Raw genomic sequence first — 19,374 nt, 5'->3', positions numbered from 1 at the left:
CCCGGGTGGAGCGGGCGGAGTCAGCGCTGCAGGGTGAGCACGCCCGGCCGGTACGGCAGTTGGATGTAGGAAGTGCCGTCCGAGTTGGGGTTCCTGCCCTGGTAGAGGAGCTGCAGGTTGCAGGGGTCGACGGTCATGGTCTGGTCGGGGTTGTTGCGGACCAGGTCGCCGTGGCTGATGTCGTTGGTCCAGGTGGCACCGCTGTTGGCCAGGCCGGCGAAGGGGTTGCTCGCGGTGGCGGCCTGCGGGGTCCACGAGCCGTTCAGGCTGGTGGCGGTGAAGGAGCGGAAGTAGCGGTGCTCGTTCGCGTCCCGGGCCTCGACGATCATGAGGTACTGGTTCTGGCCCTGGACCTTGTAGACCTGGGGCGCCTCGAACAGGTTCTGCACCGTGTCGCTCATGACCGTGGTGTACGAGGAGCCGAAGTTGCCGGGGAAGTTGCCGATCGGCATGCTGGCCCGGTAGATGCTGCCGTTGTCACCGGCGAAGAACAGGTACATGTTCTGGTCGTCGGCGATCAGGGTCGGGTCGATCGGGCCTCCGGTGGGGAGGCTGCCGGTGAACAGCGCCTGCGGCGCCGACCAGCCGTTGGGGTTGGTGGGGTCGCTGGACGTGCGGTAGGTGAAGGGCCAGGCGGTGCCCCACCCAAGTGAGGCCAGCACCCAGGTGTTCTTGGGCGCGAAGTAGAACAGCTGGGGCGCCACCGCGGACGATGACATGACGGTCTGGGTGGCCGAGGCCATGTCCGACCAGTTCGTGAAGGGAGCGAATCCCATCGACTTCCACGACGTTCCGTCGGAGTAGGTCGCGTAGACCAGGTGCTTGCCGTTGTAGACCACGTCGGTGAAGTCCTTGAGCGCGGCTCCCCCGTTCACCGGCTCCGCCAGCGGACCGGTCGAGGTCCACCGGTACGTCGACGGGAGAGCACACGTGGTACCCGTCCCGGACAGGCCGGTCCACTGCTGGTTGCCGGCGCCGCTGCAGTTCCAGAGCTGCACCGCCGTGCCGTTGGCCGTACCGGCGCCCGACACGTCCAGGCACAGCCCGGACTCCACGCCGACCACCGTGCCGTCGGCGTTCACCCGCCACTGCTGGTTCGCGGCGCCGGTGCAGGACCAGATCTCCACCCGGGTGCCGGCCGTGGTGGCGTGGCCCGGAACGTCCAGGCACTTGTTGCCGTACACGGTCAGCTGGTTGGCGGACGTCACCGTCCACTGCTGGTTGGTCCCGCCCGTGCAGTCCCAGATCTGCAGGAGCGTGCCGTCGGCCTGGCCGCCGTTCGACACGTCGAGGCACCGACCGGAACCCGTACCACGCAGGGCACCGCTGGTGGCCGCCTGCGCCGGAACTGCGACGAGCATCGCCGCCAGCGCCACCACGGCCGCGACCACGGAGGTGAGCACTACGGACGGAGGTCTGCGGTTGGAACCCTGTCCGGGCATGGGGATCTCCTTCTCTGAGACGTGCAGCTTTCACACGGCTCGTTGTTGTTTACATGCGTGCAACCTGACGGCGCGCGCCAGGAGTTAGGATCGGCCGACGAGGAAGCCTCACGTCTGCCCGTGGACCTCGGAAGCCCCGCACGAGCGCTTCTCCCGGCAGGAGCGAGGGAGCGGACGCAGGGGTACACCCCCGGCCGGCCGTGGGCGGAGGTGTTGCCGTCGGCCGATTCGGCGAGGGCGGACCGCGGCTCAAATGTTAACGCTAACAATCCAGGGGCGAAGTAGGCCTCCTGTCGGCAGGCGACGAGATCTTCGATGTGAGCGGAGTCAATACCCGCCCGCCTGGGCACGTCAAGATGTCTGCAACGACTTTCGCAACCGGGGCGGCCGACCCCCACACCACGCACACCGCCGTCGCCCCGACCGGTCCTTGGGCACTACCTGCCGCAGTGTCATCTTTCGGTCGACGTGGCCGGCCTCCACAGAGCCGTGAAGATCCGCAGCAGGTTGGAGCCACTGCTGTAGGCCACTGCTTGGTGACGGAGCCCGACGCGACGCTGCCGCCCCCGTCGAGCGGTAGCACCAGCTGCTGTCGGAGATGCTGTCGTCGGTCAGCCAGTACGGGGTGGTGAGGTCCGCCGGGCCGCCTCGCTCGTAGTCGAGGACCTCGGAGAAGCCGTCGTGGTGCTCGGCGACCGGCCCGGCGAACTCGGCGTCGGCGCCGGCGAACAGCTCTACGTGACCGGCCTCCAGCCGAGCCTGCTCCTGGAGGGGCTCGGCGCTGCGGTGGAGCTGCTGCAGGGTGATTCCGCCGCCGTGCAGGACCTCATCGAGGTGCGGCGGGAGGGCCGAGGGGCGAGGAGCGCAGCGCCGCCCCCGACGCGCGGCCCGCCGTGCCTACGGGACGAGCCGGGCGGCACGGATGCCGCGTGGGGACACCCCGAGTTCACGACGGCAGGTCTTGTTGAACGCCTGGAGGTCGGGAATGCCCACCGAGGCGGCGACAGCCGGGATGGAGAGCGTGGTGGCGTGCAGGAAGTGCCGTGCCCGCTCCATCCGCCGGGCCCGGATGTAGCCGACCACCGTCTCTCCCGTGGCAACCCGGAACAGCCGCGTCAGGTGGTTGTGGGAGACGCCGACCGTCTCCGCGATCTCCGGCACCGTCAGGGGCTCGGTCAGCCGCGCCTCGATCAGGGCCACTGCGGCTGCCACCGCAGGATGGACGGCCTGCGCGCTCCGTTCCCGTGGCGGGGTGAGCCCGGCGATCCGCCACAGGGCACCCCACACCTCGGCGACCGCCCGCGCGGGCGTGTGCGGCCAGGCGGCCAACGCCTGCTGCAGCTGCACGGTGAGGAAACCCAGTTCCGGACCGGCCTGCTGGATCACCGGAATACTCCTGGCCGCTCCCCCGACTCCCAGCCGGAGGTGGACGTAGAGGTGCTCGGAGCGGCCTCGGTAGCGGTAGCGGACTTCGGTCCCGGGCGGTACGAGGCTGACCCGGCCGGGACGGATCGAGTGCTCGGTACCGTCGACCGTCAAGTCGGCCTCGTAGCCGTACAGATGGAGCTGCCACAGATCCGGCAGCGAGAACACGTCCTCGTGGCCTGCCGGCCCGTGCACGCCGGTGCCGACGGCGGCGACTTCCGGCGGCTCGTCGAGATGGGCGATGGCCGAGTGCATGGTCACGTGTTCTACCACGGCGTCCGCAGCCCGATCCAGGGGTGTGCACCTCGGCTCACCCTCGGGCGGCATGGTGATAATCGACCACAACTGGGTGAACCAGGCCCACGCGGCGGGACCGCGGGCAGGCCTAGCGTGGCCGCCATGGAGAACGAACAGGAACTGCTCAGCTCAGTACAGATGGCGCGCTTCGTCGCGCGCGGATCGCTGCGGCTGGACGCGGTGGTCCCGGCGTCGCTGAACGCCGAGGGCCTGGAGGTGCTGGCCGACGACGTGCCGCCGGTGCCGTACGGGACACCACTGTCCGCGGCCTACCCCGAAGGCTCGTTCGTCCGCAGGCTGCTCGAACTGCCGCGGGTCGCAGGGGCCCTGCGCAGCCTGGTCGGCCCCGAGCCGTGGGTGGACCACCACTTCGTGCACACGCGCGAACCTCACGGCGGCGAGGCCCAGGCGCTGCACGGGGATGCCATCATCGACGTCCGGCCGGACGCCTTCGACGTGCAGCTGATGTACTACCCGCAGGCGGTGACGCTGGAGATGGGCGGCACCCTGAGCGTGCCGGGCAGCCATCTGCGCCGGATCAACGAGTCGGACACCGGCCGCTACCAGAACCTGCGCGGCCAGGACCGGCTGGTCTGCCCGGCCGGGACGGTGGTGTTTCTGCACCACGGCCTCTGGCACGGGGGCCGGCGCAACGACAGCGACACGCTGCGCTACATGTTCAAGATCCGCTTCAATCCGACGGTGCGCCAGCAACGGCTGTGGGACACCTCGGATCTCCACGATCCGCAGGTGGACGCGGAGTTGGACGCGATGTTCCCGTGGTACGAGGGAGCGACCGGTCGCCTGGAGCGGTACAACCGCATCCTGCTGTGGCGGGCGCTGACCGGCGACGACAGCTACGACCTCGACCACTGGGTGACCAGGGTCTCCAACCGCCCCCAGGGGAAGGCATCATGACGACCGACACGACCACCACGACCGACACGGCCCGGCAGCAGGTGCTGGTGCTCTACCTGTCCAACTCCGCACTGGACTCCTCCGTCGTCGGCTGGGCGAGGTACGACGGCACCGGCCGCACCTCTCCCACCACCGGCGACAGCGACGAGCCGCCGTACAGGACAGGAGTGGCGGCGCTCCGGGACGGCTGGCGGCTGTTCCAGGCCGCTCAACTGATCCCGCCGCACCCGGGTCATGAGTACGATGTCTCCTTCCTCAAGCACGAGTTCTTCTTCGAACGGATCGTCGACGCCCCGGCAGCGGAGTGACGATGACGCCCCTTCGGGCCACGGTGACGGGTGCCGCCCCCGTGCCCCCCGGCCGCCGCACTGCCGAGGGTGCGCCCCGGCTCGCGCCGTGCACTGGATTAGGACCATCCCCTGAACGAGGACGAAATGACTGAGGCGAATCTCGTCGTGCTGTCGGCCGCTGACGCGGCCCTCACGCTCGACACCACCGGACCGGAACTGCCCCGGGTGCTGCACTGGGGCGCCGATCCCGGCTTCCGCGCCGGCGACGCCGCGCAGGTCCTCGACGCCATGGGCCGCACCCGGCACCACCAGGCCGGGAGCCTGATGCCCTCCCAGGGTCAGGGCGCGGGCTGGTTCGGACGTCCGACCCTGGCCGGGCACCGCGACGGCCGGGTCCGCCCTCCGCGCTTCGAGCTCGCCGAACCGGTCGCCGTACGCGCCGAGGACGGCCGGGGCGGCACCGTCGACGTGCGGGCCCAGGACCCCGGCGCGGGGCTCGCGCTGCACACCGAACTGCGGATGACCGAGCAGGGCGTGGTGCGGCTGCGCCACACCCTGACCAACACGGCGGCGGACACCTACACCCTGGAGGTGCTGGCGTGCGTGCTCCCGGTGCCCGCCCACGCCGCGGAACTGCTGGACTTCACGGGCCGCTGGGCCCGTGAGCGCTCCCCGCAGCGAGCCCCGCTGCGGCACGGCGTGTGGTCGAGGGAGAGCCGGCGCGGCCGCACCGGCTTCGACGCCGGACTGCTGCTCGTCGGCACCGAGGGCTTCGGCTTCCGGCACGGCGACGTCTGGGGCGTGCACCCCGCCTGGAGCGGCAACCACGTCCAGTACGCGGAGCGCCTCGCCGACGGGACGACCGTCCTCGGCGGCGGCGAACTGCTCGCCGCGGGTGAGATCCGGCTGGCGGAGGGCGAGTCGTACCGGACCCCGTGGGTGTACTTCGCTACCTCCGGCACGGGCCTGGACGGGATCAGCCGCGGCTTCCACGACCTGCTCCGCAGCCGCCCCCAGCACCCGAACACCGCCCGGCCCGTCACCATGAACATCTGGGAGGCCGTCTACTTCGACCACGACCCCGAACGGGTACGCACCATCGCGGACACCGCGGCGACGGTCGGCGTGGAGCGGTTCGTCGTGGACGACGGCTGGTTCCGCCACCGCCGCCACGACCGCGCCGGCCTCGGCGACTGGTACGTCGACGAGAAGGTGTGGCCCGACGGGCTGCGCCCGCTCGCCGACCACGTCCACGGGCTCGGCATGCAGTTCGGCCTCTGGTTCGAACCCGAGATGGTCAACCCCGACTCCGACCTCGCCCGCGCCCACCCCGACTGGTTCCTCGCCGACCTCGAACGCCTCCCGTACGAGCAGCGCACCCAGCACGTCCTGGACGTCGCGCACCCCGACGCCCACGCCTACCTGCTGGAGCGGATCAGCACCCTCGTCGGGGAGGTGGGCATCGACTACATCAAGTGGGACCACAACCGCGACCTCGCCGACGCCGTCCACGACGGTCGCCCCGGCGTGCACGCCCAGACCACGGCGGTCTACCGGCTCCTGGACGAACTGCGCGGCCGCCACCCCGGGCTGGAGATCGAGTCCTGCTCCTCCGGCGGCGCCCGCGCCGACCTCGGCATCCTCGAACGCACCGACCGGATCTGGGGATCGGACAACATCGACCCGATCGAACGCCAGGCCATCCAGCGCTGGACCGGCCTGCTCCTGCCCTACGAGCTGATCGGCTCCCACGTCGGCTCCTCCCCCGCCCACATCAGCCACCGCACCACCGCCCTCGCCTTCCGCTGCGCCACCGCCCTGTTCGGCCACGCCGGCATCGAGGCCGACATCTCCGGCTGGCCGCGGGAGGACCTGACCGCGCTCGCCGCGTGGATCGACGCCTACAAGCAGCTGCGGCCGCTGCTCCACCGCGGCGACGTCGTCCGCACCGACCACCCCGACCCGGCCGCCTGGGTCCACGGCGTCGTCTCACGGGACCGGGCCCACGCCGTCTTCGCGTACATCCAGCTGGAGACCTCCGCCGCCGAGAACGGCGCGCCCGTACGCCTCCCGGGCCTGGAGCCCGAGACCCGCTACGTCGTGCGGGTGCGCCCCGAGCTCTCCTCCCCCGAACACACCTGGCCCGCCTGGGCTCGGCGCACGGCCGCGCTCACCCTGACCGGCCGGTACCTGGCACAGGTCGGCCTGGCCGCTCCGGGCCTGACCCTCTGCCCCGGCCAGGCGCTGGTCGTCGAGGCGCAGGCACAGCCGTCGGCCTCGTAGGAGTGATCCTCCGCCCCGGCTGCAGGAGCAGGACCCCGGCAGCCGGGGCGGAGGTGTGCCGAGGGCTCCGGCGAGCTCTGGTTCACGCCGCCTCCGGCAAGTCCGGCTGGCTGCAAGCCTCTTGACGCACCGCCACCGTTTCCTTAGGTTGAACCAGGAATCGAAGCGCTTCGATCCGACTCATCCGACCGGCAACCACCGCATCGAGCCGCTCACGGAGCGCCGCGGCGAGGCGCGCCGACGGTGGAGGAAGCACTCGGGCACCAGCCGTCCCGACGGGCCCGCTCGCCCCCGACCGCCCCCGACCGCCCCCGGGCCGGCGTCTCTCGGCCGGTCGGCCCCCCTGTCCACCACGTTTCTCGGGAGCACACCCGCCATGACCACGGTCCCGTCCGACCACCGCCTTGCCCGACGCCCGTTCCCGACGGGCTTCGCCTGGGGCGCAGCCACCGCCGCCTACCAGATCGAGGGTGCCACCACCGAGGGCGGCCGGACCCCCTCGATCTGGGACACGTTCAGCCACACCCCCGGCAAGACCGAGAACGGCGACACCGGCGACACGGCGGTGGACCACTACCACCGCTTCCGCGAAGACGTCCGGATCATGGCCGACCTCGGCCTCACCTCCTACCGCTTCTCCATCGCCTGGCCCCGCGTCCAGCCCACCGGACACGGCCCCCTGTCCGACCACGGCCTCGACTTCTACCGCGCCCTCACCGACGAACTGCTGGAGCACGGCATCACCCCCGCCGCCACGCTCTACCACTGGGACCTCCCCCAGGAACTCGAGGACGCGGGCGGCTGGCCCGCTCGCGACACCGCGTACCGGTTCGCCGAGTACGCCGCCCTGACCGCCGAGGCCCTCGGCGACCGGGTGTCCACCTGGATCACCCTCAACGAGCCCTGGTGCAGCGCCTTCATGGGATATGCGGCCGGCGCCCACGCCCCCGGCCGCACCGACCCGGCGGACGCGCTGCGCGCCGCGCACCACCTCAACCTCGGCCACGGCCTCGCCGTCGGCGCGCTGCGCGCCGCACTGCCCGCCGACGCCCGACTCTCCGTCTCGCTCAACCTGCACGCCGTACGACCGCTCACCGACAGCCCGCAGGACGCGGAGGCGGCCGGCCGGATCGACGCCGTCGGCAACCGGATCTTCACCAGCCCGATGCTCAAGGGCCGCTACGACGACGACCTCCTCAAGGACACCGCCCACCTGGTCGACTGGGACGCCCTGGTCCGCGACGGCGACCTCGCCGAGATCTCCCGCCCGATCGACCTGCTCGGCCTCAACTACTACTCCCCGACCGTCGTCTCCTCCCCCGCCGAGGGCCAGCGCCTCCCGCGCGAGGACGGGCACGGTACCGGCTCGCACTCGGTGTGGCCGGGCGCCGAGGACGTCGCCTTCCACCGCGCCAACGAGAACGTGACCGCGATGGGCTGGCCGATCGACCCGACCGGATTGTCCGACGCCCTCACCGCCCTGCACCGCGAGTTCGGCCTGCCCCTGCTCGTCACCGAGAACGGCGCCGCCTTCGACGACACCGTCGCCCCCGACGGCAGCGTCCACGACCCCGAGCGCACCGCCTACCTCCGCGGCCACCTCGACGCCGTCGCCGACGCCATCGCCGCCGGCGCGGACGTCCGCGGCTACTACCTCTGGTCCCTCCTCGACAACTTCGAGTGGGGCTACGGCTACAGCAAGCGCTTCGGCGTCGTCCACATCGACTACACCACCCACAAGCGCACCCCGAAGTCCAGCGCCCGCTGGTACTCCGAGGTCATCCGCCGCGGCGGACTGGACTAGGTGTACTGACCACGGAGGCGGGTGACAGGGCTCACGGCGGACCGCAGTCAGCCGCGGTCCGCCCCCGTATCCACGCGTTCCGGCGGGAAGCGCGACCGCTCCTTCCTGCGTCAGGCCTCAGGGGGTGTCAGCCGGGCCACGACGTCGGCGCCTTCCCGGACGAAGACCGGGATGCGCTCCAGCGGGGCATCGGCGTCCAGCGTCGTTCCGCCCTCCAGCACACCGCCGGTGGCCGGGTCGCACCAACGGGTGCCGGACGGCAGGTACACCCGGCGGGCCCGGACGCCCGCCTCGTACACGGGTGCCACCAGCAGGTCGGGGCCGAGCAGGAACTGGTCGTCCACCTCCCAGGCGCGCTCGTCCTCGGGGAAGTCGAAGAACAGCGGTCGCATGGGCGGGGCGCCGGTGCGGTGGGCATCCTCGGACAGGCCGTGCAGGTACGGGCGCAGGCGCTCGCGCAGCAGGAGGTGGTCGCGGAGGACGCCGTACGCCTCCGCCCCGTACGACCAGACCTCGTTCGGCCCGCCGGTCATGTCCGTGGCGAAGGCGGGGTAGTTGGGTGCGCGGTCCCCGTGCAGCCGCATGACCGGGCTGAAGGTGCCGTACTGGAACCACCGGATCAGCAGCTCACGGTACGCCGGGTCGTCGGGGTCGCCGCCGAAGAAGCCGCCGATGTCGGTGTTCCACCAGGGGATGCCGCTCATCGCGACGTTCAGCCCCGCCCTGATCTGGCGCCCGAGGGAGTCGAAGGTCGTGGGGATGTCACCGGACCACAGCAGGGCCCCGTGGCGCTGGCTGCCCGCCCACGCCGAGCGGACCAGTGACAGCGGCCGGTCCTCGCCCACCGTGCGCAGGCCCTCGGCCACCGCACGGACGTGCTCCAGCGGGTAGAGGTTCGCGGCCTCGGCGGCCGGCCCGGCCGCGTAGACGGCGCGATCGGCGATGCCCGCGGGCACGTCGGGTTCGCAGGCGTCCAGCCAGAAGCACGCCACCCCCACCGAGCGGTAGTTGTCGTTCAGCCGCCGCCACAGTTCGGCGCGGGCTCCGGGGTGGGTGGCGTCGTAGTACGCCATCGGACGGATCAGAGCCTGCCCGCTGTGCCGGGACGGCCACGGGAAGGTCAGCAGGCCGCCGCCCGCGTCCCGTACGAGGTGCCCGGCCGAGCGGAGCCCGTCGTACGCGTCGCTTCCGGGCTCGACGGTGGGCCACACCGAGACGGCGAGCTTCACTCCGACCTCCGACAGCTCCTCGACCATGGCGGCGGGGTCGGGCCACTCGCTCTCCTCGAAGCGCCAGTCGCCCATCCTCGGCCAGTGGAAGAAGTCGCAGACGATGACGGACAGCGGAAGTCCGCGTTCCTTGTACTCCCGTGCCACGGCGAGGAGTTCGTCCTGGGTGCGGTAGCGCAGCTTCGACTGCCAGAAGCCCGACGCCCATTCGGGCAGCAGGGGCGGACGGCCGGTGGCCAGGGTGTAGGCGTCCAGGATCCGGGCCGGGGTGTCACCGGCGGTGATCCAGTAGTCGATGCGCCCGCCGCCGTCGGCGGTCCACCGGGTGGTGTCGGCGCCCAGTTCGACGCGGCCGGTGGCGGGGTTGTTCCAGAGCAGTCCGTAGCCGCGCGAGGAGTGCAGGAAGGGGACGGCCGCCACGGTGTTGGCCTGGACGAGGTCGATCACACAGCCCTTCTGGTCCAGGCGTCCGTGCAGGTGCTGCCCCAGGCCGTGCAGCCGTTCGCCGGCGTAGGCCTCGAAGGACTGTTCCGTCCGGCCGCCCGCCGCGTGGACGCGGGATCCGGCGTGGTGGGTGTGCGGGCTCCGCTCGGCGAGGAGTTCGCGGCCCGACACGGCGTGGTGGAACCTCAGTCGGCCGTCCGCCGAGGCCTCGACGGCGATGCGGCCGTTGACCAGGCGGGCACAGCCGTCGTCCGAGACGGACGCTTCGGCCTGCGGGCAGGACGAGGGGGCCTCCAACGCCCCGGGGGCGGCGGGATCGATGCTCCCGGACGCGGCGCGCACCCGGAGGGCGTCCTGTCCCCAGGGCTCGATGCGGAGGACTTCTGCGGCGGTGTGCCGTTCCAGGCCTCCCGCGCGGATGCTGTAGGACATGGGTGGTTCCTCTGTTCACGTGGCGAGTGGATGCCGTCGGATGCGGGCGGATGCGGGGCCCCGTGCTTGGGGATCGGACCGTGGACGACGAAGTGCCGTACACCAGCTCCCCACCCCCAGGGGCAACTGGCCGAGCATGTGGTGGCGGCCCTCGGCGTCGGTGACGAAACCGGTGCCGCGCTCGCCCACCGTGGTCGGCACCCGGCCGCCCGCGGTGAACTTCATCGGACAGGTCCCTCCGTCCGCGCACCATGCGCGGTGATCAGACCCCGGAACCAGTCATAACTGTCCTTCGGGGTACGGGCCAGAGTGTCGTAGTCGACGCGGACCAGACCGAAACGCTGCTCGTAGCCGCGCGCCCACTCGAAGTTGTCCAGCAGGGACCACACGTAGTAGCCGCGCACGTCGACACCGGCCGCGACGGCGTCGGCGACGGCGGCGAGGTGGCCCGCCAGGTAGGCGATCCGTTCGGTGTCGTGGACGCGGCCGTCCGGGGTGAGGCTGTCGGCCTCGGCGGAGCCGTTCTCGGTGATCCAGAGCGGCGGGAGCTGCGGGTAGCGGGCGTCCAGGCCGACGAGCAGCTCGGTGAACGCGGACGGGACGACGGGCCAGCCCATGGTGGTGAGCCGGGTGCCGTACGGGTTCGACTCGGCGACGCCGATGTCCGTGGCGGTGCGCAGCCCGGGTTCGGCCTCGCGGTGCGGGGCGGCCTCGACGGTGATCGGCCGGTAGAAGTTGATGCCGACGAAGTCCAGTGGCGCGCCGATCAGTTGCAGGTCTCGCTGCTGCCGCCAGGGGCCGTCGGCCAGGCCTTCCCAGGTCTCGGCCTCGTGCGCGGGGTAGCGCCCGGCGAACAGCGGCTCGGTCCAGACCTCGTTGTGCAGGACTTCTGCCCGGCGCAGGGCGGCGAGGTCCTCGGGCCGGTCGGAGGCGGCGTGCAGGCGGTCGAGGTTGAGCGTGATGCCGACCTCCCTGGCACCGGCGGCCCGTAGCTCCCGGACGGCCAGTCCGTGACCGACCAGCAGGTGGTGGGCGGCCGCCAGGGCCCCACGGCCCTCCCGGGCGCCGGGCGCGTGCCGGCCCTCGGCGTAGCCGACGAAGGCCGAGCAGAACGGCTCGTTGAGGGTGATCCAGCGCTCGATCCGGTCCCCGAAGCGGTCGGCGGCGACGTTCGCGTACTCGGCGAAGGCCTCGGCCGTCTCGCGGACCCGCCAGCCGCCGCGGTCCTCCAGGGCCTGTGGCAGGTCCCAGTGGTAGAGCGTGGCGGCGGGTGCGATGCCGGCGGCCAGCAGTTCGTCGATCAGCCGGTCGTAGAAGTCCAGGCCCTTCGCGTTGACCGGCCCGCTGCCCTTCGGCAGCAGACGCGGCCAGGAGATCGAGAAGCGGTAGCCGTCGACGCCGAGCCCGCGGAGCAGGGCGACGTCCTCGGGGTAGCGGTGGTAGTGGTCGCAGGCGGTGTCGCCGGTGGCGCCGCCGAGGGTACGGCCCGGGGTGTGGCTGAAGGTGTCCCAGATGGACGGGCCCCGGCCGTCCTCGTCGTGGGCGCCCTCGATCTGGTAGGCGGCGGTGGCCGCGCCGAAGCGGAAGCCCGGGGGCAGTTCCGGGAAGTCCAGGGTACTCACGTCACCTCATGGGGTCTCGGGCAGTTCGGGTAGGGGTCGCGGTGGTGCGGTCACCACGTCGGCGCCAGCCCGCGCTCGCGCAGCCAGGCCAGCTGGACGGGCGGGTTCGAGCCGCAGCCACCGACCCACTGGGTGCCCTCGCCCACGCCCCGGTCCGGAGTGTCGTGGCCCTGTTGCGGACGCCGGCACGGAACTCGCTTGGGATCCCCATCGGGTGGGCTGGGCTCGGCGGTCACAAGTCGAAGCGCCTCGACGCTGACACGATCCGTACGGACCTGTCAACTACCCTGGAAAACAAAGGATTCTGCTTTTGTCCAGCCTCTTGCCCAACTGGTGACGCGTCGTTAGTCTCGCCAAAACATTCAAGCGCTTCGACGCTTCGGCGAGGAGGGGCCGCAGCACTATGCGATCCGGGTGGAACCGCAGGATCAGCGATCCCCGCGGCATCGCCGCAGGGACTGCGCGGCCGACGTCGGCGCGCTCTGCCGTCACCGCCGTCACCGCGCTCTCCCACACGGTCGGCCACCGGATGGCGGTGACGGTCCTCATCCTGGTACCACTGGTGACCGTGTACCCGTTCATACAGAAGCACCGGCGTCCGCACCGGCGCGATCAGGGGCTGAGCAGTCCGCACCGGGCCCCGCGGGCCCCACGCACCGGAGCAGTCCCTCCCCGGGCCTCCTCCACCGTACGAACGGGAACACACCTCACCCGAACCGACACGAAGGAACCACAACGATGGTGACACTCGCCGATGTGGCCAGGCACGCCGGCGTCTCGTCCAGCACGGTCAGCTACGCCCTCAGCGGCAAGCGCCGGATCTCCGACGAGACCAGGCTCCGCATCGAGCAGGCCGTCACCGACCTCGGCTACCACCCCAACGCGGGTGCCCGCGCCCTCGCCGGCAAACGCTCCCACATCATCGCCCTGGTCGTGCCGCTCAACCCCGAAGTACACGTGCCCACGATGATGGAGATCGCCATCGCCGCCACGGTCGCCGCCCGCGAACACGGCTACGACGTCCTGCTGCTCACCAACGACGAAGGCACCCAAGGCGTCCGCCGGGTCGCCGCCACCGGACTCGCCGACGGCGTCATCCTCATGGACGTCCGCCTCGACGACGACCGCATCCCCGTCCTACGGGCCCAGGGCATCCCCGCCGCGCTCATCGGCCTGCCCGACGACCCCACCGGACTCTCCTGCGTCGACCACGACTTCGCCACCGCCGGCGCCCTGTGCGCCGACCACCTCGCCGACCTCGGCCACCACGACATCGCCTTCATCGGCTACAGCAACACCGTCTACCGACGCCACGCCGGCTACGCCCAGCGCACCCTCGACGGCTTCCGCACCCACGCCGAACGACGCGGCCTGCGCTTCCTCCACCGACCCTGCGAGGGCACCTACGAGAGCACCGCCGGCACCCTCGCCCGCATCCTCGCCGACCGCCCCGACACCACCGCCTTCGTCGTCCAGAACGAAACCGCGATCGGCCCCCTCCTCAGCCTCCTGCGCGCCAACGGACGGACCGTACCCGAAGACGCCTCCGTCATCGCCATCTGCCCCGATCCGATGGCCGAACAACACTCCCCCCGCCTCACCTCCGTCACCAGCCCCCGAAAAGACCTCGGACAGATCGCCGTCGACCAGGTCATGGCACGAATCACCGCCACCGCCACCGGCAACGAACCCGAAGACCAACTCCACCTCATGGCACCAGAACTGATCATCCGCGAAAGCACCGCACCGGCCCCACAACGCAGTTGACAGCCGCAATCTCCCCCGGCGCCCCGGGGGGGTACGGGGCCTCGTCACGCACTGAACACCGAGGGGGCGGTGGGCCCACCGGGCCCACCGCCCCCTCACCTGCCGTCCGCTGCTCGGTGGCTCGGCTACTCGGCTACTCCGCCGAGAAGCAGTACACCGTCATCGAACGGAACTCCTCCCCCGGGCGCAGGACGGTGGAGGGGTACTCGGGGCGGTTGGGCGAGTCCGGGAAGTGCTGGGTCTCCAGCGCCACGCCCGCGTACGCCTGGTACGGGCGGCCGGACGGGCCGCTCAGCGTGCCGTCGAAGTGGTTGCCGGTGTAGACCTGCAGCCCCGGTTCCGTCGTCAGGCACTCGACCCGCCGACCACTGGCCGGATGGCTCAGGGCGGCGACCCGCCGGAACCCGTTCCCGTCCAGCACCCAGTTGTGGTCGAAGCCGGCTCCGGCCCGGCGGATCTGGTGGTCCCCGTCGACGACGCGGTCCCCGATCCGGCGGGCCTCGCGCAGGTCGAAGGGCGTGCCCAGGACGCCCGCGACGGGCCCGATCGGGATCAGCTCGGCATCCACCGGGAGGTAGCCGCCGGCTTCGACGCGCAGCAGGTGGTCGAGCACCGTGCCGCTGCCCTCACCGGCCAGGTTGAAGTAGGTGTGGTTGGTGAGGTTGACCACCGTCGGCGCGTCCGTGGTCGCCCGGTAGCCGATCCACAGCCGGCCGGCCGGGTCGAGCAGGTACGTCACCTCGGCGGTGAGCGCCCCCGGGAACCCCTGGTCGCCGTCGGGGCTGCGCAGACGCAGTCGCACTCCGGCCCGTCGGCCCTCCCGGACGGGCACGCCGTCCCAGAGCCGGGTGGCGAAGCCGTCCCGTCCGCCGTGCAGGGTGTGGCCGGTCGACTGGGTGGTGAGCCGGTGCACCGTACCGTCCAGCGGCAGCGCTCCGTCGGCGATCCGGTTGGCGTAGCGGCCGACCGTCGCACCGAAGTACGCGCCCTCCCCGAGCAGGTCATCCACCCGCTCGCAGCCGAGGACGACGTTCGCCCGCCGACCGTCCCGGTCCGGCACGTGCAGGGCCTGGAGGCGGGCGCCCAGGTTGAGTACCTCCGCCCGCACGCCCGCCGGCGAGCCGATGGTCCAGCGGGTGACGGACCGCCCGTCCGGCAGGGTCGCGGCGACTCCCTGGGAGACCGTCAGGTCACCCGGGGACACGAGTGCGTCGTTCGGCACGGGATTGCTCCGTTTCTTCCCGGGACTGCGGGAAAGCGGCGACGCCCGCCCGTGCGGGCGGGCGTCGGACGTCCGGTGGTGCGGGTGTGGTGCGGATGGCGCTCGTCGTGGGGCTCAGAACCCCTGGGCCAGACGGTGGTAGGCCTGGTTCCAGCGCAGTTCCTTGGTGAACCGGCGGATGGTGGTGTCGTCGTCGATCACCAGCAGCTCCACGGCGAGCATCTCGGCGAGGTCCTCCAGTTCCTCGGCGCCGACCGCGCTGGAGAGCACGGTGTGGTGCGGTGCACCGGCAGTCAGCCAGGCTTCGGTGGAGGTGCGCAGGTCCGGGCGCGGCTTCCAGACCGCGCGGGCGACCGGCAGGTGGGGCAGCGGCTCCGGCGGCGCCACGACGTCCACCTCGTTGGCGACCAGCCGGAACCGGTCGCCGAGGTCCGCGAGGCCGACCACGACCGCCGGGCCGGGCTCGGCGTCGAAGACCAGGCGGACCGGGTCCTCACGCCCTCCGATGGACAGCGGGTGGATCTCGCAGGACGGGGTGCCGGCGGCGATGCTCGGGCAGACCTCCAGCATGTGCGCGCCGAGGATCAGCTCACGGCCGGACTCCAGGTGGTAGGTGTAGTCCTCCATGAAGGAGGTGCCGCCGGCGAGGCCCGCGGAGGTCACCTTGAGGGTGCGCAGCAGGGTGGAGGTCTTCCAGTCGCCCTCGCCGCCGAAGCCGTAGCCGTCGGCCATCAGCCGCTGCACCGCGAGGCCGGGGAGCTGGCGGAGCCCGCCGAGGTCCTCGAAGTTGGTGGTGAAGGCCTTGAAGCCGCCCTGCTCCAGGAAGCCGCGCAGACCGAGCTCGATCCGGGCCGCGTAGCGCAGCGACTCGTGCTGCTCCCCACCGGCCCGAAGCGCCTGGGCGAGACGGTAGCTGTCCTCGTACTCCTTGACCAACGCGGTGACGTCGTTCTCGTCCGCGGCGTCCACGGCCGCGACGAGGTCGTTGACGCCGTAGGTGTTGACGGAGACGCCGAAGCGGAGCTGGGCCTCGACCTTGTCGCCCTCGGTGACGGCGACATCGCGCATGTTGTCGCCGAAGCGGGCGAGCCTGAGGCTGCGCAGCTCGGCGCGGCCGGCGGCGGCGCGGGCCCAGGCGCCGACCCGGGCGGAGACGGCGGGGTCGGTGACGTGCCCGGCGACGGTCTTGCGCGGCACGCCGAGGCGGGACTGGATGAAGCCGAACTCGCGGTCGCCGTGGGCGGCCTGGTTCAGGTTCATGAAGTCCATGTCGATGGACTGCCAGGGCAGGTCGACGTTGGCCTGGGTGTGCAGGTGGAGCAGCGGCTTCTGCAGGGCGTCGAGCCCCGCGATCCACATCTTCGCCGGGGAGAAGGTGTGCATCCAGGCGATCAGGCCGATGCAGTCGTCCGCGGAGTTGGCCTCCAGGCAGATCCGGCGGATGGCGCCCGCGTCCGTCAGGACGGGCTTCCAGACCACCTCGACCGGCACTGCCGACGCGCGGTTCAGGGCTTCGGCGATCTGCTGGGACTGCTCCGCGACCTGGCGCAGCGTGTCCTCGCCGTAGAGCCCTTGGCTGCCGGTCAGGAACCAGACCTGGCGGCCTTCGAGTGGCTTGGTCATGGGTGGGCTCCTTACCGGGCCTGAGGCTGGCCGTAGACGTTCTGGTAGCGGAAGTTGAGGCTGTCGATGTCCGCCTGGGCGATCGGCAGGGGCTCGCCGAGCTGGCGGGAGAGGTGGACGGTGCGGGCCACGTCCTCGCACATCACGGCGGCCTTCACGGCGGCCTTGGCGTCCTTGCCGATGGTGAAGACGCCGTGGTTCTGCATCAGCACGGCGGGCGAGCGGTGGCCCTTGAGGGTGTCCACGATGCCGCGGCCGATCGAGTCGTCGCCGATCAGGGCGAACGGACCGACCGGGATCTCCGCGCCGAACTCGTCGGCCATCGCGGTGAGGACGCAGGGCACGGCCTCGCCGCGCGCCGCCCAGGCGCAGGCGAAGGTGGAGTGGGTGTGGACCACTCCACCGACCTCGGGCAGGTGGCGGTAGACGTAGGCGTGCGCGGCGGTGTCGGAGGACGGGGCGTGCTCGCCCTCGACCACGTTGCCGTCCAGGTCGCAGAGGATCATGTTCTCCGGCGACAGGTCGTCGTAGGAGACGCCGCTGGGCTTGATGACCAGCAGGTCCTCGCCGGGGACGCGGGCGGACACGTTTCCGGCGGTCCAGACCACCAGGTTGTAGCGGACCAGTTCGCCGTGGAGGTCGCTGACCTGGCGGCGGATGAGGTCGATGGTCGCGTTCACAGGTCCTCGCTCGGTGTGGTGAGGGCGGCGTTGCGGATGTCGCGCAGGCGGTGCAGCAGCTTGTCGGCGCCCAGGCCGAAGTGGTCGTGCAGGGCCCGGTATTCGGCGAAGAGGCGGTCGTAGGCGTCGGCGTCTGCCGGATCGGGCCGGTAGGCGTCCTTCTGCACCCGGCCCATCGCGGCGGACGCGGTCCGGACGTCCGGGTAGGCCCCGGCGGCGACGGCGGCGTGGATCGCCGAGCCGAGCGCCGGGCCCTGCTCCGAGTCGGCGACCGAGACCGGGCGGCGCAGTACGTCGGCGTAGATCTGCATCAGCAGGGCGTTCTTCTTGAGGCCGCCGGTGACGATGAACTCGGTGACCGGGACGCCGCCCTGCTCCAGGGCCTCGACGATGACCCGGGTGCCGAAGGCGGTGGCCTCCAGCAGCGCCCGGTAGACCTCCTCGGGGCGGGTGGCCAGGGTGAGCCCGACGATCACTCCGGAGAGGTGGTGGTCGACCAGGGTGGAGCGGTTGCCGTTCATCCAGTCGAGCGCCACCAGGCCGTGTCCGCCGACGGGCTGGGCGGCGGCCTTGCGGGTGAGCAGCCGGTGCAGGTCCTCACCGTTCGCCTCCGCCTCGGCCAGGTAGTCGGCGGGCACGCCCTGGCGCAGCCACCAGGCGAAGATGTCGCCGACGGCACTCTGGCCGGCCTCGTAGCCGTAGGAGCCGGTGACGATGCCGTCCTGGACCACGCCGCAGATGCCGGGGACGTCGGCGAGGGTCGCGCCGTTGACCACGTGGCAGGTGGAGGTGCCCATGATGGCGAGGAGTTGGCCGTCGTCGACGGCCCGGGCGGCCGGGGCTGCCACGTGGGCGTCGACGTTGCCGGCCGCGACGGCGGTGCCCTCCGGCAGGCCGGTCCACTCCGCGGCCTGCGCGGTGAGCGTGCCGACCCGGGTGCCCAGCGGGGAGAGCGGGTGCTCCAGGCGGGTGCGGGCGAAGTCGGCGAAGTCCGGGTGGAGCGCGGCGAGGTAGTCCTCGGTCGGGTAACTCCCGTCCTGGTGGATGCCCTTGTAACCGGCGGTGCAGGTGTTGCGGCTCTCGGTGCCGGTCAGCTGCCAGACGATCCAGTCGGCGGCCTCGATCCAGCGCTCGCAGGCGCCGTAGACGGCGGGGTCCTCCTCCAGCACCTGCAGCGCCTTGGCGTACTGCCACTCGGCGGAGATCCGGCCGCCGTAACGGGAGATCCACTTCTCACCGCGGGCGTGGGCCAGTCCGTTGATGCGGTCGGCCTGGGGCTGCGCGGCGTGGTGCTTCCAGAGCTTGGGCCAGGCGTGCGGGCGGGCGGCCCACTGCGGCGTCTCGGCCAGCGGGGTGCCGTCGGCGAGCGCTGGAAGGACGGTGCAGGCGGTGAAGTCGGTCGCGATGCCGACGACCCGGGCGGGGTCGACGCCGGCGTCGGCGAGCGCGGCCGGGACGGCGATGCGCAGCACCTCGCGCCAGTCCGCCGGGTGCTGCAGCGCCCAGTCGGGCGGGAGCGGGCGGCCGGTGCCGGGCAGTTCGTGCTCGATGACGGCGTGCGGGTAGTCGTGGACGACGGTGCCCATCTCCTCACCATCCCGGACCCGGACCACCACCGCGCGGCCGGACAGGGTGCCGAAGTCGACGCCGACGACGTACTGGTCGGAGTCGTGGGCGGCAGGGGTCACTGTCACGTGGTCATCCTTCGTACGGGAAGCCTGGGTTGTGGGCTGTCGCCGGTGCGGTCCTCGACCGGGGCAGGGCGAGCCGCACCGACGACAGTCTCCGTTCCGCCGCCCCACCCTCGAGAGGCAGCGGAACGCGAAGCCGTCGGCCGGGCTCACGGAAGCGGGATGCAGTGGCCCGGCCGACGGAGTGGAAGGAGCGCTGTTGTTA

The 19,374-nt window shown here is 71.8% G+C and carries 13 protein-coding genes and 1 pseudogene; 6 read left to right on the top strand and 8 right to left on the bottom strand.

Going from position 1 to position 19,374, the window contains the following annotated elements; genetic code table 11:
* Window positions 1–20: 20 nt before the first annotated feature.
* Window positions 21–1,442 (bottom strand): non-reducing end alpha-L-arabinofuranosidase family hydrolase, encoded by a 1,422-nt coding sequence (locus tag ACFVXG_RS34245; protein ID WP_387933252.1) that lies wholly within the window; start codon window positions 1,440–1,442, stop codon window positions 21–23.
* Window positions 1,443–2,171: 729 nt separating this feature from the next.
* Between ACFVXG_RS34245 and ACFVXG_RS34240 the strand changes: the two are divergent.
* A pseudogene (locus ACFVXG_RS34240) lies at window positions 2,172–2,285 on the top strand (GntR family transcriptional regulator); the annotation flags it as partial.
* Window positions 2,286–2,339: 54 nt separating this feature from the next.
* Here ACFVXG_RS34240 and ACFVXG_RS34235 read toward each other — a convergent pair.
* On the bottom strand, window positions 2,340–3,122 hold the full coding sequence (locus ACFVXG_RS34235; protein WP_387933314.1) for a helix-turn-helix transcriptional regulator: 783 nt from the start codon (window positions 3,120–3,122) through the stop codon (window positions 2,340–2,342).
* 144 nt (window positions 3,123–3,266) lie between these two features.
* Between ACFVXG_RS34235 and ACFVXG_RS34230 the strand changes: the two genes are divergently transcribed.
* The 4 genes from ACFVXG_RS34230 (at window position 3,267) to ACFVXG_RS34215 (ending at window position 8,459) form a co-directional block, all read left to right on the top strand.
* The gene (locus tag ACFVXG_RS34230) at window positions 3,267–4,082 is read left to right on the top strand and encodes a phytanoyl-CoA dioxygenase family protein (RefSeq protein WP_380408112.1); all 816 of its coding nucleotides are present in this window, start codon (window positions 3,267–3,269) and stop codon (window positions 4,080–4,082) included.
* Complete coding sequence (locus ACFVXG_RS34225; protein ID WP_387933250.1) at window positions 4,079–4,390, top strand: hypothetical protein; 312 nt, start codon at window positions 4,079–4,081, stop codon at window positions 4,388–4,390. The genes ACFVXG_RS34230 and ACFVXG_RS34225 overlap by 4 nt, the downstream gene beginning before the upstream one ends.
* 126 nt (window positions 4,391–4,516) lie before the next feature.
* Window positions 4,517–6,655 (top strand): alpha-galactosidase, encoded by a 2,139-nt coding sequence (locus tag ACFVXG_RS34220; protein WP_387933248.1) that lies wholly within the window; start codon window positions 4,517–4,519, stop codon window positions 6,653–6,655.
* Window positions 6,656–7,031: 376 nt separating this feature from the next.
* Window positions 7,032–8,459, top strand: coding sequence for a GH1 family beta-glucosidase (locus tag ACFVXG_RS34215; RefSeq protein WP_387933246.1), 1,428 nt, complete (start codon window positions 7,032–7,034; stop codon window positions 8,457–8,459).
* A 110-nt stretch (window positions 8,460–8,569) separates the two neighbouring features.
* Here the strand turns inward: ACFVXG_RS34215 and ACFVXG_RS34210 are convergent, their stop codons facing one another.
* Both ACFVXG_RS34210 and ACFVXG_RS34205 read right to left on the bottom strand, forming a co-directional pair.
* The gene (locus tag ACFVXG_RS34210) at window positions 8,570–10,564 is read right to left on the bottom strand and encodes a TIM-barrel domain-containing protein (protein ID WP_387933244.1); all 1,995 of its coding nucleotides are present in this window, start codon (window positions 10,562–10,564) and stop codon (window positions 8,570–8,572) included.
* 221 nt (window positions 10,565–10,785) lie between these two features.
* Window positions 10,786–12,186, bottom strand: coding sequence for a GH1 family beta-glucosidase (locus ACFVXG_RS34205; protein WP_387933242.1), 1,401 nt, complete (start codon window positions 12,184–12,186; stop codon window positions 10,786–10,788).
* A gap of 738 nt (window positions 12,187–12,924) precedes the next feature.
* Between ACFVXG_RS34205 and ACFVXG_RS34200 the strand changes: the two genes are divergently transcribed.
* A complete protein-coding gene (locus ACFVXG_RS34200; protein WP_387933240.1) occupies window positions 12,925–13,953 on the top strand; it encodes a LacI family DNA-binding transcriptional regulator in 1,029 nt (342 codons plus the stop codon).
* A 133-nt stretch (window positions 13,954–14,086) separates the two neighbouring features.
* On the opposite strand, the gene ACFVXG_RS34195 is transcribed toward ACFVXG_RS34200, so the two are convergent.
* From ACFVXG_RS34195 to ACFVXG_RS34180, 4 genes are all read right to left on the bottom strand, one after another.
* Window positions 14,087–15,175: an aldose epimerase family protein gene (locus ACFVXG_RS34195; RefSeq protein WP_387933238.1), complete on the bottom strand. Its 1,089-nt coding sequence runs from the start codon at window positions 15,173–15,175 to the stop codon at window positions 14,087–14,089.
* 114 nt (window positions 15,176–15,289) lie between these two features.
* Window positions 15,290–16,798 carry an L-arabinose isomerase gene (gene araA / locus ACFVXG_RS34190; protein WP_387933236.1) on the bottom strand — a complete coding sequence of 503 codons (1,509 nt, stop codon included), beginning with the start codon at window positions 16,796–16,798 and terminating at the stop codon, window positions 15,290–15,292.
* Window positions 16,799–16,809: 11 nt separating this feature from the next.
* The gene (locus ACFVXG_RS34185; RefSeq protein ID WP_387933234.1) at window positions 16,810–17,478 is read right to left on the bottom strand and encodes an L-ribulose-5-phosphate 4-epimerase; all 669 of its coding nucleotides are present in this window, start codon (window positions 17,476–17,478) and stop codon (window positions 16,810–16,812) included.
* Window positions 17,475–19,172, bottom strand: a complete 1,698-nt coding sequence (locus ACFVXG_RS34180; RefSeq protein WP_387933232.1) for a ribulokinase — start codon at window positions 19,170–19,172, stop codon at window positions 17,475–17,477. The genes ACFVXG_RS34185 and ACFVXG_RS34180 overlap by 4 nt, the downstream gene beginning before the upstream one ends.
* Between the last annotated feature and the right edge of the window lie 202 nt (window positions 19,173–19,374).

The sequence above is a fragment of the Kitasatospora sp. NPDC058162 genome, from assembly GCF_042884005.1.
In the GTDB taxonomy this organism is placed as follows: Bacteria; Actinomycetota; Actinomycetes; order Streptomycetales; family Streptomycetaceae; genus Kitasatospora.
This window is presented reverse-complemented; position numbering and strand designations above follow the sequence as displayed.